The 15,765-nt window shown below is 30.4% G+C and carries 14 protein-coding genes and 1 tRNA gene; 5 read left to right on the top strand and 10 right to left on the bottom strand.

The genetic code is table 11. From position 1 onward, the window contains the following. Positions 1–99: 99 nt before the first annotated feature. Positions 100–1,080 carry a tRNA dihydrouridine synthase gene (locus MHH94_RS00435; protein ID WP_025904672.1) on the top strand — a complete coding sequence of 327 codons (981 nt, stop codon included), beginning with the start codon at positions 100–102 and terminating at the stop codon, positions 1,078–1,080. 205 nt (positions 1,081–1,285) lie between these two features. On the opposite strand, the gene MHH94_RS00430 is transcribed toward MHH94_RS00435, so the two are convergent. From MHH94_RS00430 to MHH94_RS00390, 9 genes are all read right to left on the bottom strand, one after another. Then, positions 1,286–2,326, bottom strand: coding sequence for an NAD(P)-dependent alcohol dehydrogenase (locus MHH94_RS00430; protein WP_058590963.1), 1,041 nt, complete (start codon positions 2,324–2,326; stop codon positions 1,286–1,288). A gap of 159 nt (positions 2,327–2,485) precedes the next feature. Continuing rightward, positions 2,486–2,920 carry an antibiotic biosynthesis monooxygenase family protein gene (locus tag MHH94_RS00425; protein WP_058590964.1) on the bottom strand — a complete coding sequence of 145 codons (435 nt, stop codon included), beginning with the start codon at positions 2,918–2,920 and terminating at the stop codon, positions 2,486–2,488. Between the two features lie 30 nt (positions 2,921–2,950). Further along, positions 2,951–4,324: a cryptochrome/photolyase family protein gene (locus MHH94_RS00420; protein ID WP_058590965.1), complete on the bottom strand. Its 1,374-nt coding sequence runs from the start codon at positions 4,322–4,324 to the stop codon at positions 2,951–2,953. A gap of 385 nt (positions 4,325–4,709) precedes the next feature. After that, positions 4,710–4,780 (bottom strand) — tRNA-Gly (locus MHH94_RS00415). 207 nt (positions 4,781–4,987) lie between these two features. After that, positions 4,988–6,463: a Mur ligase family protein gene (locus MHH94_RS00410; protein ID WP_084756315.1), complete on the bottom strand. Its 1,476-nt coding sequence runs from the start codon at positions 6,461–6,463 to the stop codon at positions 4,988–4,990. A gap of 95 nt (positions 6,464–6,558) precedes the next feature. Continuing rightward, positions 6,559–7,815: a hypothetical protein gene (locus MHH94_RS00405; protein ID WP_058590967.1), complete on the bottom strand. Its 1,257-nt coding sequence runs from the start codon at positions 7,813–7,815 to the stop codon at positions 6,559–6,561. A gap of 88 nt (positions 7,816–7,903) precedes the next feature. Next, positions 7,904–8,650: an anti-sigma factor gene (locus MHH94_RS00400; RefSeq protein WP_107609463.1), complete on the bottom strand. Its 747-nt coding sequence runs from the start codon at positions 8,648–8,650 to the stop codon at positions 7,904–7,906. Between the two features lies 1 nt (position 8,651). Beyond that, positions 8,652–9,209, bottom strand: a complete 558-nt coding sequence (locus MHH94_RS00395) for an RNA polymerase sigma factor (protein WP_025905379.1) — start codon at positions 9,207–9,209, stop codon at positions 8,652–8,654. Positions 9,210–9,264: 55 nt separating this feature from the next. Then, positions 9,265–9,852 carry a class F sortase gene (locus MHH94_RS00390; RefSeq protein WP_058590969.1) on the bottom strand — a complete coding sequence of 196 codons (588 nt, stop codon included), beginning with the start codon at positions 9,850–9,852 and terminating at the stop codon, positions 9,265–9,267. 165 nt (positions 9,853–10,017) lie between these two features. Here MHH94_RS00390 and MHH94_RS00385 point away from each other — a divergent pair, with 165 nt between their 5' ends. After that, positions 10,018–10,329 (top strand): hypothetical protein, encoded by a 312-nt coding sequence (locus MHH94_RS00385; protein ID WP_078355405.1) that lies wholly within the window; start codon positions 10,018–10,020, stop codon positions 10,327–10,329. Positions 10,330–10,507: 178 nt separating this feature from the next. Here the strand turns inward: MHH94_RS00385 and MHH94_RS00380 are convergent, their stop codons facing one another. After that, positions 10,508–11,194 (bottom strand): hypothetical protein, encoded by a 687-nt coding sequence (locus MHH94_RS00380; RefSeq protein WP_078355406.1) that lies wholly within the window; start codon positions 11,192–11,194, stop codon positions 10,508–10,510. 323 nt (positions 11,195–11,517) lie between these two features. Here MHH94_RS00380 and MHH94_RS00375 point away from each other — a divergent pair, with 323 nt between their 5' ends. From MHH94_RS00375 to MHH94_RS00365, 3 genes are all read left to right on the top strand, one after another. Next, a complete protein-coding gene (locus MHH94_RS00375; protein ID WP_048540342.1) occupies positions 11,518–12,555 on the top strand; it encodes a 2,3-butanediol dehydrogenase in 1,038 nt (345 codons plus the stop codon). A gap of 293 nt (positions 12,556–12,848) precedes the next feature. After that, a complete protein-coding gene (locus MHH94_RS00370) occupies positions 12,849–13,163 on the top strand; it encodes an ArsR/SmtB family transcription factor (RefSeq protein ID WP_058590973.1) in 315 nt (104 codons plus the stop codon). Positions 13,164–13,181: 18 nt separating this feature from the next. Then, on the top strand, positions 13,182–15,695 hold the full coding sequence (locus tag MHH94_RS00365; RefSeq protein ID WP_058590974.1) for a heavy metal translocating P-type ATPase: 2,514 nt from the start codon (positions 13,182–13,184) through the stop codon (positions 15,693–15,695). Positions 15,696–15,765 lie beyond the last annotated feature (70 nt).

Genomic DNA, 15,765 nt, shown 5'->3' with positions numbered 1-15,765 from the left:
AAATGAGTAAATATCCTTTTGTATAAGTTGCACTTTTATGGTAATATCATCATGGATAAATATTTAATAAATTAATAAATAAGAAGGTTAAAATATATTATGAAAGAAAATTTTTGGAGTGAATTGCCACGTCCATTTTTTATTTTGGCACCTATGGAAGATGTTACGGATATCGTCTTTCGTCACGTAGTCAGTGAAGCAGCGAGACCGGATGTCTTTTTCACTGAGTTTACAAATACGGAAAGTTTTTGTCACCCTGAAGGTATACACAGTGTTCGCGGACGCTTAACGTTCAGTGAAGATGAACAACCTATCGTCGCACATATATGGGGCGACAAGCCAGATCATTTCCGAGAAATGAGTATCGGAATGGCAGAAATGGGCTTTAAAGGTATTGATTTGAATATGGGCTGTCCTGTGGCAAATGTTGCAGGCAAAGGTAAAGGTTCTGGCTTAATTCTAAGACCTGAACGTGCCGCTGAAATTATTCAAGCAGCTAAAGCTGGTGGTCTACCGGTAAGTGTTAAGACACGACTCGGTTATTATGATATAGAAGAATGGAGGGATTGGTTAAAGCACGTCTTCGAACAAGACATCGCAAACTTATCTATTCACCTTCGTACGCGTAAAGAAATGAGTAAAGTAGATGCACATTGGGAATTAATCGAAGCGATCAAGAATTTGCGTGACGAAATCGCACCAAATACATTGTTAACAATTAACGGTGATATACCTGATAGAAAGACAGGTCTTGAACTTGCTGAAAAATACGGCATCGATGGTGTTATGATCGGTAGAGGTATCTTCAATAATCCATTTGCATTTGAGAAAGAGCCTCGTGAGCATACAAGTAAAGAACTACTAGACCTACTTAGATTACATCTCACATTATTCGATAAATACGCAACAAGTGAAACAAGACAATTCAAAAGCTTACGTAGATTCTTCAAAATATACGTACGTAGCATGAGAGGCGCTAGCGAATTAAGGCATCAATTAATGAGTACAGAAACAACAGATGAAGTACGCGCATTACTAGATGAATTCGAAGCCCAAATGGAAGACGTCGTTGAATCTTAAAGTTAATAAATAAATCATCCCCTGTTAACGTTGGAGTTAGCAGGGGATTTTTTGTTGGGTATTATGGGATTGTTGGGAGAGTTAATTACAAAAGTTAGGGAATCTGTAATTAACGGGCGCCTTAATTACAAAACTCGGCACAAGTGTTACTAACAACTCTCTTAAATCAAAAAAAGTGCCCATCATATGGACACTTTTTTCGTTATTACATTGTGCTTGTATCTATTACGAAACGATATTTAACGTCTGATGATAAGACTCTTTCATATGCTTCGTCTATTTGATCTGCTGAAATCAGTTCGATTTGTGGTCTAATGTTATGTTCTGAACAGAAGTCTAACATTTCTTGTGTTTCTCTTATACCACCAATTGCTGAACCTGCAAATGATCTACGGTGACCTATTAAGTTTGCTACACGTAATGATACGGGTTCTGCTGGTGCACCTACGTTAACAATCGTACCGTCTAATCTTAATAGTTTAAGATAATCATCTATTGGTAAATTAGCACTTACGGTATTAATAATTAAATCAAATGAGTTAGCAAGTTCTTCAAATGTTGACTCATCAGCTGTTGCATAATAATGAGAAGCACCTAATTTTAAGCCATCTTCTTTTTTATTTAATGTACGTGATAATACTGTTACGTCAGCGCCCATTGCATGTGCAATTTGAACGGCCATATGACCAAGTCCACCCATACCGATAACAGCTACATTTTTACCTTCGTATGCTTTCCAGTGATTTAAAGGTGAATACGTTGTAATACCTGCACAAAGTAAAGGTGCCGCTTCATCTAAAGGAATATTATCCGGAATACGTAGTACGAAATCTTCATGTACGACGATATGTGTTGAATAACCACCTTGAGTAGGTTCACCATATCTGTCAGTACCTGCATATGTACCAACCATTCCTTTTAAGCAATATTGTTCTTCGCCATTTTGACAATGTTCACATTCACCGCATGAGTCAACCATACAACCAACACCAACACGGTCATCTACTTGATATTTACTCACATCAGAACCAACTTCTTTAACAATACCCGCAATCTCATGACCCGGTACTAAAGGATAGTTCACTGGTCCCCATTCTCCATGTGCAGTGTGAATATCCGAATGGCATATTCCTGCATATTTAATTTCTATCAAAATATCATGTTTATCAAGATCTCTTCTTGTAATTTCTGTTGCAAAAAAATTAGAATCCGGACTACTTACAGCTCTCGCTTTAGCATTTAGCATCATAAATTCCTCCGTTACTTACTTAATAGAATACAGTAATACGTATTCTTCTTTGCTAATATTAGACCCGTGTGTATGCAAGGTCAATTCAAAAGTCTTGAAGGCTACTTTATAATATTTATACTCTATTTTCCGAATTAGTGACCATCTTTATAATCGTTACTCTTTTAATTCTAAGCTAATATTAAAGGATAGCTTTCTGTTTACGATAGCTTGATCGGCTCCTTTTTTAGTACCTCTTTTTTGATGTGTGTTTTTATATTCTTGAGAATCTTGCCATTGTTTATATGATTCTTCGTTTTTCCAAATAGTTATGATTACATAATGTTCATTCGTACTGCATGGTTTTAAAAACAATAAACTTTCAAATCCTTGAGTATTTGTTAGGTTTATATCTCGATTTAGAAAAACACGCTCAAAATCTTCTTCAAAACCAGGATTTGCATATAAATGGTTAAACACGACATATCCATTTTGAGGTAAATTATTAATCTGTTCTAAAATAACATACTGATAACTTGCATTAAATTTATTGATTGTAACCTCATTGTTATTTTGAGTTAGATAAATACCATGCATTTCATTTTTCAACAAATAAATCACTCCTTTTTAATGAATAACATATCAAAATTGTTTGAACTTATCCATCACATAATCTCTGCTTTTTTTATGATTCACGATAGCCTCTGGATATTCTTTTCCAATTTCGATATGATAAATTTCTTGCAAATTGTCTTTATATTTAGTTGGATCATGAATATATTTACTTGCCACATCATTAAATATTTCTAGCTCTGTTTTAATAAAATACCCTTGGGCATCGAAGCGCTCACTTTGACGTATAGGATTAAACATTCTAAAATAAGGCACTGCATCTGTCCCAGTTGATGCCGACCATTGCCAACCATGTACATTAGATGCATTATCATAATCTATCAAATACTGTCTAAAATAGTCCTCCCCCCAAGTCCAATCGATAAATAAATTTTTAGTCAAAAATTGTGATACGACCATTCTTAAACGATTGTGCATATATCCTGTACGATTTAATTTTATCATTGCAGCATCAACAATTGGATAGCCAGTTTGTCCTTTTTTCCATGCTTCAAAATGTGCTTTATTATAAGACCATTTCATGTTGCGATATTTCTCAGAAAAAGATTTAGTGGAAGCTTCTGGATATTGTGTCATTAATACATAATAAAATTCCCGGAATATAACCTCTCTAATAAAAGATTCATAACTAATTTCATTGCTGTCGTATCCTTCAATTAAGTCATTTATAATTTCATTAATATCAAGCAACCCATATGCTAAATATTTACCTAAACCACTTACAAAATCCAGTGATACATCATCAGTCAATTTATCATAATGAGCTATATCACCATTTAAAAATTCACCCCATGCTTTGCGCGCTAACTGTTCTATATCTTTATTATTCTTAAAATTTAAGTCACTTTGATTTGAACCCTTTTCAGCAATTTGGGCCAAATGCTTAAATTGATAATTTTTTTTAGGTGTATGTACTAAATCTTGACGATTTGCTTTATAGAAACTCGTAAATATTTTATAAGGCTGATTTTGTTTATTAAATGTCTTTGTTGGCTCAAAATAATGATTCACGCGCTGCCCAATTACTGTAATTTGATGATTTTCAAAAGCTTGTTTAACATGAGGATAATCGTATATGTCTTTGTGATAACTCATAATATCTTTTGCTACTAATACGTGAGATAACCCCAATGTATCAGCTAAGTCACCTAGCTTGTCATACGTAACAATATGGGGATGTATATCATACTTTTCTAAAGCATTTAGAAACCCTTTTACTACTTTATAATAATACTCACGCTTTACTGCTGATGCATCATTTAAATCTTCTAATGGTAAGATAAAATATAATTTATTTAGCTCGTTTTGATGCTTCTCTATATAATGAAAAAGTGGATTATCTTGTGTTCTAAAAACTCTGTTGAGTATGACTCCTAAATGCATTTGAACGCCTCCTGGATTATTTTTACATAGTCACTTTATAATTTCGCTAAAAAGAGCGCTAAAATCACTTTCTTATGAGCAGTTTTAAGCGCGGTTTATATCCGTTTATTAATATTTTTCATTTGTGTGACTAATAACTTTATCAGATTGATCCTTATCGCCTGCCTCCTAAAAGATAACCTGTTAAAAATATTTAAATACCTGTATATAATCTTTTTACCAGATTTTAAAAAGCTTGATACAAGTATTTTGGGTTCAGTTATCTACTAACAATATAAAAAATGAGTCTGGGAAATCATATTATGTCCCAGACTCTCGAAAAATTGTATCGCTATGAAATTAATTATTAAATATGAGTCACATTTCATAGTTTTTATAAATTCAAAGCGGGTGACCAGAATCGAACTGGCAACATCAGCTTGGAAGGCTGAGGTTATACCATTTAACTACACCCGCACAAATATTTCATTCGATTTATTACCTTTAAAACAAATGAAATATTTACTATTTAGAATTATATAGTACCAAACCATAAATTTAAAATCAATATATCTAACAGCTAACCCTATATAAAAGCGAGTAAAATCCATTTCACTATCTTTTTATATTAGTTATATTTAAACAACTCATACCAACAAGAATCTTTAAAATAAAAAATACTATTTACACCAATTTATTATTTATACACATCTTAATATATGATTTATCGTCGTGATTGATTAAATCCCCTCTATAATGCTGCGGTTCATTGATACCGGTTAATAAAATAATACTTTCATCACTTTTAGTTTTCTCAACAATTTTTTTGATTGCTTCTTTTCTCGAACTCGCAATTATAATATTATTTAAATCATAATATTCCGGTAAATATTTAATCATCGTTGCAATAATATGGTTTTCATTTTCAAAACCTACTTGCTCAGAAGCTAAAATAATTTGATCAATATTATTAGGAATTAAATTCATTGTATCTCTTATTTTATCTAAACCGCGTAAGCCTATACCTGTAATCATTACTGTAAGATTTTTTCTCTTTTTTGAAGAATATTTTATAGCTTCGCTAATTGATTCATTAATTGCTAATGGTGTATGTGCAAAATCTAATATAAATTCAAATTCTCTTATTTTAAATATTTCAAATCTATTATCAGGTGGTTTGATATACTTAACAACCTCTAAAATATTTTTTATATCAAAATTCAATTTATGTATTGCAAATATACTAATAGCAAGATTTATATAATTATGAATTCCATTCAATGCTATATTGATTTGATAAACATTTCCATCTATCCAAATAGATAACTTATTCTCCTCTATAGAATATTTATAATACATATCATTTTTTTGGTTATTAGAAAAATGATACCTATCATAACCTATTTTTCTGTATTCTTCACTATCATAATTGACAATACTTTTTTTACTTAGCGCATTCAGTTTTAATTTAGCTTCTAAATAATTTTCAAGTGTATGATGATACTCAAGATGTTCAGAGCTAAAATTGGTAAATATTGCTAGTTCGTTATATATAAAATTAACCCTTTTTTGGTCTAACGCAATAGATGTAGCTTCATATACAATGTAGTCATAATTTTTTTCTGCAAAATACTTTATAATTTCAGCAAATTCAATATGCATTGGTGTAGTTGGTGTAGAATGGTTAAAATTCATTTTGTTAAATTTAGAATCATAAACGCCTAATGTACCAACAACAGCTACTCGTTTATCTAGTTTTGATAATATTTTTCCTACCATATGACTTGTAGTTGTTTTACCATTAGTACCCGTTACTGCAATAAATTTTAAGCTTTCGATATATTTATCATAAAATAAATGTACTAATTTATTTATCGCTGATGCATAGTTAGATAAATATATAACTGGAATATCACACTTCATATCATCCAAACTATTTGCTTCCATATTCGTCAATATTAATATTGGATTTTTACTTATAGCTTTTTCTGCATAAATTTTAGAGCGATTAGACGCCTTTAATATAAAAACAGAAGAAGTTTTAATATTTTGGTACATGGTTGTAATATCAGTACACTCTTTATCTATATTGATTTTATAATTATTATTACTAACTAATATTTCTTGTTCAATTTGTGATATTACATCGAGTATTTTCATATTTTCTCCCTTTTAATAAATATAATACCCTTAAAAATTTAAAAGAAAACTAAATTCAAATTTGAATTTAGTTTTCTTTATTCTATATAAAGAGCCTATTTTTGTGCACCTGTGTCTGGCATTTCTTTTGGCATATTCATTTCAAATTTTGATTTATTTTGCATTACGATTGCTTGACTTAAACCTTTAGCTGGCATAAACATATGCGCATATGCTTCTCTTACTTTCATTGTTGATGTTTTATAATCTCCTTTAGTGTAAGCATCAAATGAAGCTAACAACTGATTCACATGCATACCTAATCCTTCAGCTAACTCATCACTCTTTAATTGATTATCTGTAGCTTTAGATAGAAATGCGCCAAACTCTTTACTATAATTATCTAAGTTGCTTTTTGCTTCTTTTTTAGCGTCTTCGTCTTTATTTTTTGAAGCTTCTACGTAATCAACGAAATACCCAATATGCTCTGTCCACATTTTATCGAATTCCATACCCGCTTCTTTACCATACGCACCTTCTATTGCTTTTGATAAATCTTTTGTATTCATTTCTAACGCTTTTACTGAGGCTTTGTAATTTTTAGATCCATCATACCCATTTTGCATCGCATCGGCTGCTAAGATGGCATGTTCACTCATTAAATAATTTAAATCTGATCTTAAGTCGGCTGCTTTTGTTGTTGCACTTGTATGATGATAATCTTCAGGAAATTGTTGTGTTATAGCATTTGATAATCCTTTACTAACCATATACATGTGATGAATGGATTCTCTTTCGTATTTGTAAGCTTTGTCATAGTCCCCATTTACTGAGGCATCAAATGCGCTTACTAATTGATTCACGTGCATTTGTAAACCTTCTGATAAACCTTTCGCTTCTAATTTTTCATCTGTTGCTGATGCTAAAAATTGAGAGAAGTGCTCTCTATAATTATCTAAGTTCTTTAATGCTTCTTGTCGTGCATTTTCATCATTATCATTTGTAGCATTCACATAATCTACAAAGTACCCAATATGTTCTGCCCACATTTTCTCAAACTCTTTACCTGCTTCTTGGCCATATACATCACCGATAGCTTTAGATAAATCTTTAGTATTCATATTTAGTGATTTTACTGATGCATCAAAATCTTTAGACCCTTCTGCACCTTTTCTCATTGTATCAGTAGCTAAATACGCATGTTCACTTAGCAACATATCTAAATTACTTCTTAATTCAACTGCTTTACTATCTGTTTTTGTAACAGATTCATGTGACGCATCATGTGCTTGTGCAATTTGCGATACACTTGTTCCAGCTCCTAACAATGAAACCGATAATGACATGGCTAATACTTTCTGTGAAATATTCATCCAATCACTCCTTTGTTTTTTTGTTCATATGGTATACGCAATAAATAAAAAAAGAGATCACATTAATTAATGTAATCTCTAAAAATATCTAACCTTTTTCACCAGCCATAATAATATCACCTTCAGGAGCCTGATTATTTGGTGATGGTTCTAAAGTAATTGCTATTTTATCTTGCTTATCTAATTCGATATCACTTAAATCAAAGATAACTATTCCAGAATTTTTACTGGAAACAAAAGTACCTGCTCGATATGGCTTTTCTCTTTTAAGAATCCAAACTTGATATGCTTCATTGCCTTTCGTTTCTTGTAAATTTTGTGCTTGTACTACTAATTGTCTTTCTTTTTTATTTTTAGCTATAAACGCTTCGCCTTGAACTTGATCTTTTTCAGTAGATTTTAATTTTATTATTTGTGCACTGCTTTTATTTATTAAATGATGGTCTTTATTCTTACTTCCATGATCTTTTGTATTAAACTGATATAAATTGCCTACTATAGATATTAATAATAATGCGGCCATACTAATGAGAGATACGTTTTTAATGATATTTCGCTTTGTATTTAAAGGTCTATGCTGACTGTTATCATTATATTCTTGAGCTGAAGTATCTTCATTATTTTCATCATTTAGAATATTATTCATTATTCTACTTTTCATATCTTTAGGAGGAACAATATTTTCAACATGGTAAGGAAGAGATTCATTTAATATATTCAGTTCATCTAGTTCTTCTTGACAATTTTTACAAGTTTTTAAATGTTCTTCAAATTTTTGTTTTTCATCTTTACTTAATTGATCATTGAAATAATCATATAATTTTTCACATTCCATATTATTTCCTCTCTCCCTTCTTGTTTATTTTTAATTTGTGCTTTAAATGTTGAATAGATAATCTTAGCCTACTCTTTACAGTTCCTAAAGGTATTTCAAGCGTCTTCGATATTTCTTTATGATTGAAACCTTTAAAATAAAATAAATACACAATAGCTTGTTGCTTTGCGTCTAACTCATCTATACATCCTTTAATCTGTTCAGCTTCTTCTTTAGTTATGAGTTCTGATTCAGGTACATTATCCGTCTTTATATTATCCCTTTCTTCATCATATTCATAAGACGTTGTTTTCCTCTTACGTATATAATCAATTGCTAAGTTTCGTGAAATCGTAATAAGCCATGTCGACATCTTACCTTTACTACTATCAAATTTAGCTTTTTGATTCCAAATTTTCATAAATACATCTTGAAGTACTTCTTCACTCGATTGCTTATCTTGAGTGATTTTATAAATAAAACTGTATAGCAGCGATTCGTAACGGTCATATAATGTTTCTAAGCTATCTGTATCTTTAGATACTATTTTATCGTATAATTCTATATCCGACTCTCGCATTGTTTTACCCCCCGACATTTACTATTATATGTTAGTAAATGTCATATGCATACTTTCAACCATTTATTAATTTTGTATAAACTACTAATCTATTTGGTGTACTTCCTAGTGAAGTATTATATTCTCCTTCACAAGTAATCAAATTTAAATGTCTATTACTAGAATATCCAAATATTTTATCTACTGGCGCTTCTCTTAATTTATATAATTTTTTATCATATACTTTAAATACTAATTTCTTATTATTTCTATCACTAACCTCAACTTTATCACCTTTTTGAAGTTTATGAAGATTTGTAAATACACCTGGATTCACACCATCATCAACATGTCCCGCAATCACAGCATTACCAAGTTCACCAACTTTAAAACCATCTTTAAACCAACTAGGCGTATCAATATCTTTTGGTACTGCCATTTCATTCTTTTGATTAGTTCCAGTGTGATCTAATTCGTGATTTACATTTATTCTTTTAATATTTATTTTCAAAGGTACGATACCTTTTTGATATGTTTCGAATGCCTTTGATTCTACAGTTTGAACATTTTTCTCTTCGCTTGTTTTTTTATCTACATGATTCATTTGATTATGACATCCACTGAGTATTAAAACTGTCATTAATACCGTTATCATTTTACGCATAGCCATCACATCCTTTTATATATATACGTATATTTTTATGAATAAGATCACTCTATGTATCGATATCTAGACATATTTGGATATTCTATTTATTTTTATAAGTTTATATTTTTCTAAAAAAAGGTATATATACTTCATACAGTTAACATAAATAGGAGTGATATGATGGGTAAAGTAGAAAAATTAGAAGAATTTGTTGAAGTCGTCAAAAAAGAAAGTGGTGTAGACTTTAAGAATTTCTACTCTTCAGAAAAACAATTAAAAAGTTTATTAGGTTTTAACAAGAATTTAAGACCACAGTTCTTAAAAGACTTAAATGATGAACATATATCATTTATTTATTCTGTCGTATCTAGTGACAGTTCTGAAAAAGAAAAAGTTGATACTATGAATCATAATATTAAATATGAACTAGAAAATATGTCGGCAAATGATATCATTAATCATTATGAAGCGTTTAAAAGAAATAATAAATAGATAGTTGAAAAGCTCTGATGCAAGTGTATTTTGGGTTTAGCTATCCAATGCATTATACAAAAGAAATCTGGGAATAATATTATATCCCAGATTTAATGACTAATTATTTAACTGATAACTACTTTATAAGTAGTTCTACTATTAATATCTTTATAATATACCTTTCTTTTGATTGATACTATTGACTATTTCCATCCATACTGTGAGTATTACTTAAAATATTTTTTGTTTTCGAAGCATTAGCTTTATATGTAAAAACACGTATTTTTTTTAATCTACTAAAATTTTGCTCAAACGATATATTACTATGAGTTTTAAGCACAGTGGAGAAATCCTTCTTGAATAATAACACCCCTTTAAGATTTAATGATATTAAATGTATTTGATTCCATTTCGGAAATTTTGATTTATGATATATGATATTTCTTGTCTCAAGTGCTATAAATTCATTACACCAGCTTCTCTTATGAATGATTTCTGTCATGGCTGGTATATTATTTTGTATCATAATACTTTGAAATTCTTCTAAATATTTATCTGCAACATCCACATGTTCAACAATATTTAAATTACATTTTAAAGACTTCAAGCTTTTCACATGAGCATTAGGGGTTAATTCCATGCATTCACGACGTATAGTTACATTCTTTGTTAAAGGTATTGTATTTATGATATCTCTATTATATTTAGACAAATCAATTACACATAATAAATTCCATTTATCTCCTCTACTATTAAAAAATAAATTAGATGTATAAAAAGTATATGTTTCTATATTTATATCATTTAATTTTTTTGAGAAGATTCTTTGATATTTCTTTTTTTCAGATTTACTATTAAAAATCAAAGTATCTATAAGATACATAAAAATCACTCCTATATTTTTTAATTAATATATTCAATTATGTTATGTCTTATATATTACACTCACACCTATTTTACTAACCACTTTTATTTAGGTATATATTAATATGCCAATGTCACTTTATTAATCTTTTTAACTTCTCCTACTAATCTAATTTTAGAAACCCTTATCACCATTTATCGTTGCAAACTTTTAACACGTTATCATTATTATAAACTTTATATTCAAACATATATATATATTCTATTTTTAAAAGTTATTTATTTGAAATTAACTTTTAAAAGGCATATTATTAAATTAAATACTATAAGGAGGTTTTATAAATGAAAGCAGCAGTTTGGTATGGTCAAAAGGATGTACGTGTTGAAGAACGAACTACGAAAGAATTACAAAGTAATCAGGTTAAAGTTAAAGTTTCTTGGGCTGGTATATGTGGTACAGACTTACACGAATACTTAGAAGGTCCTATATTTATTTCAACCGATAAACCGGACCCGTTCCTTGGACAAAAAGCGCCTGTAACATTAGGTCATGAATTTGCAGGTGTAGTAGAGGATATTGGTTCAAAAGTTACTAAATTCAATAAAGGCGATCGAGTTGTTGTTAATCCTACAGTTTCTAATCATGAAAAAGAAGAAAATATTGACCTTTATGATGGTTATTCATTTATAGGCCTAGGTTCAGATGGTGGATTTGCAGAATTCACAAATGTCCCAGAAGAGAATGTGTATAAACTGCCAAATAATGTTTCTGATAAAGAAGGTGCCCTTGTTGAACCAACAGCTGTAGCAGTTCAAGCAATTAAAGAAGGAAATGTCCTTTTCGGTGATACTGTTGCTATTTTTGGAGCTGGACCAATCGGATTATTGACAACTATAGCTGCTAAAGCTGCAGGTGCTAGTAAAATATTTGTTTTTGATTTATCTGAAGAAAGATTGAAAAAGGCGAAAGAAGTAGGCGCTACTCATACTATAAATTCTGGTGAATCAAACCCAGTTGATGTTATTAATAAACATACTGATAATGGTGTTAATGTGTCATTTGAGGTAGCAGGTGTAGCACCTACATTTAAATCTGCCATTGATGTTACTAAACCAAGAGGCACTGTTGTTATTGTTTCTATATTTGGACATTCAATTGAATGGAATCCAATGCAGTTAACAAACACTGGCGTAAAACTTACATCGACTATTGCTTATACACCTTCTACATTTCAACAAACAATAGACTTAATTAATGAAGGGAATTTAAAAGTTAAAGACGTCATAACTGATGAAATTGAGTTAAATGATATTGTAGAATCAGGTTTTGAACAACTTGTAAACGATAAATCACAAGCAAAAATTCTCGTTAAATTATAGTACAGTTTATAAAAAATAATGGATGGGTAAAATTTCAATTTATTCTTCCATTATTTTTATTACTTTTATTATTCTATAAAATTTATAATTGCTTATTCATGTTAATTTAGTAACCTCTTCTCCCCCCTCTATTTTTCATCATATAAAACCAAATTAAAAAAATAACATATTCATCTTTCCTCCGACCACTTACATACTTATATCTTTTTTAAATATAAGTGATATATTGACATTCATATTAGAAAATACTAATATGAAAACATATTAACTATAGGTAATATGAGGTGGTTTAAATGAACGACATAGAATTAAAAGCACATTTTATACATGGTCTTTCTAATAAAACAAGATTAACGATATTAGAGTTGCTTAAATTAAAAGAAATGACTGTTAATGAAATTGTTGAAAAATCAAAAATCAGTCAATCTAGTATTTCTCAACATCTAGCCTGTCTTAAAGGGTGTGGTTTGGTTATTTCAAGACAAGAGGGTAAATTTGTTTATTATCAAATTAAGAACGATCAGATTTTAGCATTACTTCAATTAATTGATTCTGTAGTAGAAGATACTGAAGAAGATATAGCATGTTGCCAACATCATACTATTTAAAGAAGGAAGGTAACTTATATGGGCAAGCAATGTTGTAGTAATCAAGAAACAAGTCATACTTGTTGTACTAGTAATAAAGCGCAAGAAAATAATTGCTGTAGCAATGAAATTAAAGCAACACCATCAAATAATAGTTGTTGTACAACTCATGAAGTTTCTAGTCATTCAACTGAGAACAATTCGAATATCACAAATCATAAAATAACTGAGGAAGAAGATGAAGTTGCCACCTCGGCTTCTAATTATAATTTTAAAGTGAGTGGAATGGACTGTAGTTCTTGTGCAGTTACAATTGAAAAAGCTTTAAATAATTTAGATAGTGTGGTCAACCCTAAAGTTAGTTTTTCTACGGGAAAACTATCAGTTGATTTGAAAAATACAAATGACATCAGCCAACTAACTCAAACAGTTGAAAAATTAGGATACGGTATTGAAGAAGTAAATCATAATCGAAAGTATACAACTTTCTCAGTAGAAGGCATGGATTGTGGAAGTTGTGCTAAGAGTATTGAAAATCATTTGAATAATTTATCATACGTGAATGATGTACAGGTTAGTTTCTCTACAGGGAAAATGCAAGTCGATTTTGAGGGTAATCAAATAAAAAACATTGAAAATGAAGTTTCCAAAATTGGTTATGTGGCAACTTTAAATTCAACAGATAACAAAAATGATACCAAATGGCATTTATTTAAAAAGCCTATTTTATCAGCCATATTGCTCTGTCTAGGTCTCGTTCTTACGATAACAAATCTGCCAATTTGGGTTCCTAATCTAATTTATATATTAGCTATTATCGTTAGTGGTGTGAAACCATTGAAAAGTGCATATTATGCCATTAAATCGAAAAGTTTAGATATGAATGTGTTAATGTCTGTAGCTGTCATTGGCGCTATATTAATTGGTGAATTTTTTGAAGGTGCAATTGTGGTCTTGCTATTTACGATTGGAACTTTATTACAAACTATTTCAATAGACAAGACACGTCATTCTATACAATCATTAATGAATATTACGCCATCAACAGCAACTGTAATTGCAGAAAATAGTTTAATTTCAAAAGACTTAAAAAATATTCGTGTAGGAGAAATATTGCTTGTTAAACCGGGTGAACGTGTGCCATTAGATGGAACGATTACTGAAGGTTACTCAAGTTTGAATCAAGCTCCAATAACTGGTGAATCCATACCTGTCGATAAAACGGTTGATCATGAAGTATATGCAGGGTCAATCAATGAAAATGGTACGTTAAAGATTCGTGTATCAAAATTAGTAGAAGACACAACTATTTCTAAAATTATTCATATGGTTGAAGAAGCTCAAGAGAATAAAGCACCAACCCAAGCTTTTATTGATCGATTTTCTGAAATTTACACACCTATCGTCTTTGTATTAGCATTATTAGTCATGGTCATACCACCTATCTTCTCTTTAGGTACATGGGGCGCATGGTTCTATAAAGGGCTCGAGTTGCTTGTTATTGCATGTCCTTGTGCACTCGTTATTTCAACACCTGTAGCCATCGTTACCGCAATCGGAAGTGCTGCAAAAATTGGCGTGCTTATTAAGGGTGGTAATCATTTAGAAGCTTTAGGTACTTTATCTGCTTTAGCTTTTGATAAAACAGGTACTTTGACTGAAGGTCGACCAAAAGTAGATACAATTAAAAGCATCGATTCTGACGAAGAAACATTGTTAAATATTGCGATAAGTTTAGAATCATACTCAACCCACCCTATCAGCAATGCAATCGTAGATTATGCTACTCAGTTTAATGCTAAAGCATCTAATATAACGAATTTTAAAAATATAGTTGGCCAAGGTATTAAAGGCAAAATAAATGAAAGTGACGTTTATGCCGGAAACTTAAAATTAATTACTTCTATCAACAAACAAATTGAAAATTATAAAGACGACATAAACACATATGAGCAAGAAGGATATACTGTTATAATTGTTGCGTCTTCTGATATCATTCATGGTTTAATAACAGTAGCAGATCCATTACGTTCAAATATCAACAAAACATTACAACAAATAAATGGTACACATATTAAAAATACTGTAATGCTTACAGGAGATAACAAAGGCACAGCTCATAAAATCGCACAACTTGTAGGTATTAAAGAAGTGTATGCTGAATTAATGCCTGAAGATAAATTATCTGCTATTAAAGGTTTACAAAATAAAGGGTATCGCGTCGGTATGATTGGTGATGGTATCAATGATGCACCAGCTTTAGCACAAAGTGATGTAGGCATTGCAATGGGCGGTATTGGTTCAGATACAGCAATGGAAACAGCTGATGTCGTACTTATGTCAGATGATATCAATCAATTAACACGTACAATTTCTATAAGTAAGAAAACTAAAAATATCATTAAGCAAAATATATATTTCTCAATACTTATAAAATTAATTGCTTTTATATTAGTGTTTCCAGGATTACTAACACTATGGTTAGCAGTGTTAAGTGATACAGGAGCTGCTATATTAGTTATATTAAACTCATTACGCTTATTAAAAAAATAATAAAATCCATTAAATAAGCGTAAGAAATTAGAAATTGATAAATATTTTAATAAAATGAAGAACTAGGGCA

The sequence above is a fragment of the Mammaliicoccus sp. FSL K6-3158 genome (genome assembly GCF_038005105.1).
In the GTDB taxonomy this organism is placed as follows: domain Bacteria; phylum Bacillota; class Bacilli; order Staphylococcales; family Staphylococcaceae; genus Mammaliicoccus; species Mammaliicoccus sciuri.
The sequence above is the reverse complement of the archived record's forward strand: the minus strand, read 5'-3'. Positions and strand labels throughout refer to the sequence as shown.

Coding starts and splice junctions, on each gene's coding strand:
- MHH94_RS00435 (WP_025904672.1), top strand. CDS start 100: ATGAAAGAAAATTTTTGGAGTGAATTGCCACGTCCATTTTTTATTTTG.
- MHH94_RS00430 (WP_058590963.1), bottom strand. CDS start 2,326: ATGCTAAATGCTAAAGCGAGAGCTGTAAGTAGTCCGGATTCTAATTTT.
- MHH94_RS00420 (WP_058590965.1), bottom strand. CDS start 4,324: ATGCATTTAGGAGTCATACTCAACAGAGTTTTTAGAACACAAGATAAT.
- MHH94_RS00410 (WP_084756315.1), bottom strand. CDS start 6,463: ATGAAAATACTCGATGTAATATCACAAATTGAACAAGAAATATTAGTT.
- MHH94_RS00405 (WP_058590967.1), bottom strand. CDS start 7,815: ATGAATATTTCACAGAAAGTATTAGCCATGTCATTATCGGTTTCATTG.
- MHH94_RS00400 (WP_107609463.1), bottom strand. CDS start 8,650: ATGGAATGTGAAAAATTATATGATTATTTCAATGATCAATTAAGTAAA.
- MHH94_RS00395 (WP_025905379.1), bottom strand. CDS start 9,209: ATGCGAGAGTCGGATATAGAATTATACGATAAAATAGTATCTAAAGAT.
- MHH94_RS00390 (WP_058590969.1), bottom strand. CDS start 9,852: ATGCGTAAAATGATAACGGTATTAATGACAGTTTTAATACTCAGTGGA.
- MHH94_RS00385 (WP_078355405.1), top strand. CDS start 10,018: ATGGGTAAAGTAGAAAAATTAGAAGAATTTGTTGAAGTCGTCAAAAAA.
- MHH94_RS00380 (WP_078355406.1), bottom strand. CDS start 11,194: ATGTATCTTATAGATACTTTGATTTTTAATAGTAAATCTGAAAAAAAG.
- MHH94_RS00375 (WP_048540342.1), top strand. CDS start 11,518: ATGAAAGCAGCAGTTTGGTATGGTCAAAAGGATGTACGTGTTGAAGAA.
- MHH94_RS00370 (WP_058590973.1), top strand. CDS start 12,849: ATGAACGACATAGAATTAAAAGCACATTTTATACATGGTCTTTCTAAT.
- MHH94_RS00365 (WP_058590974.1), top strand. CDS start 13,182: ATGGGCAAGCAATGTTGTAGTAATCAAGAAACAAGTCATACTTGTTGT.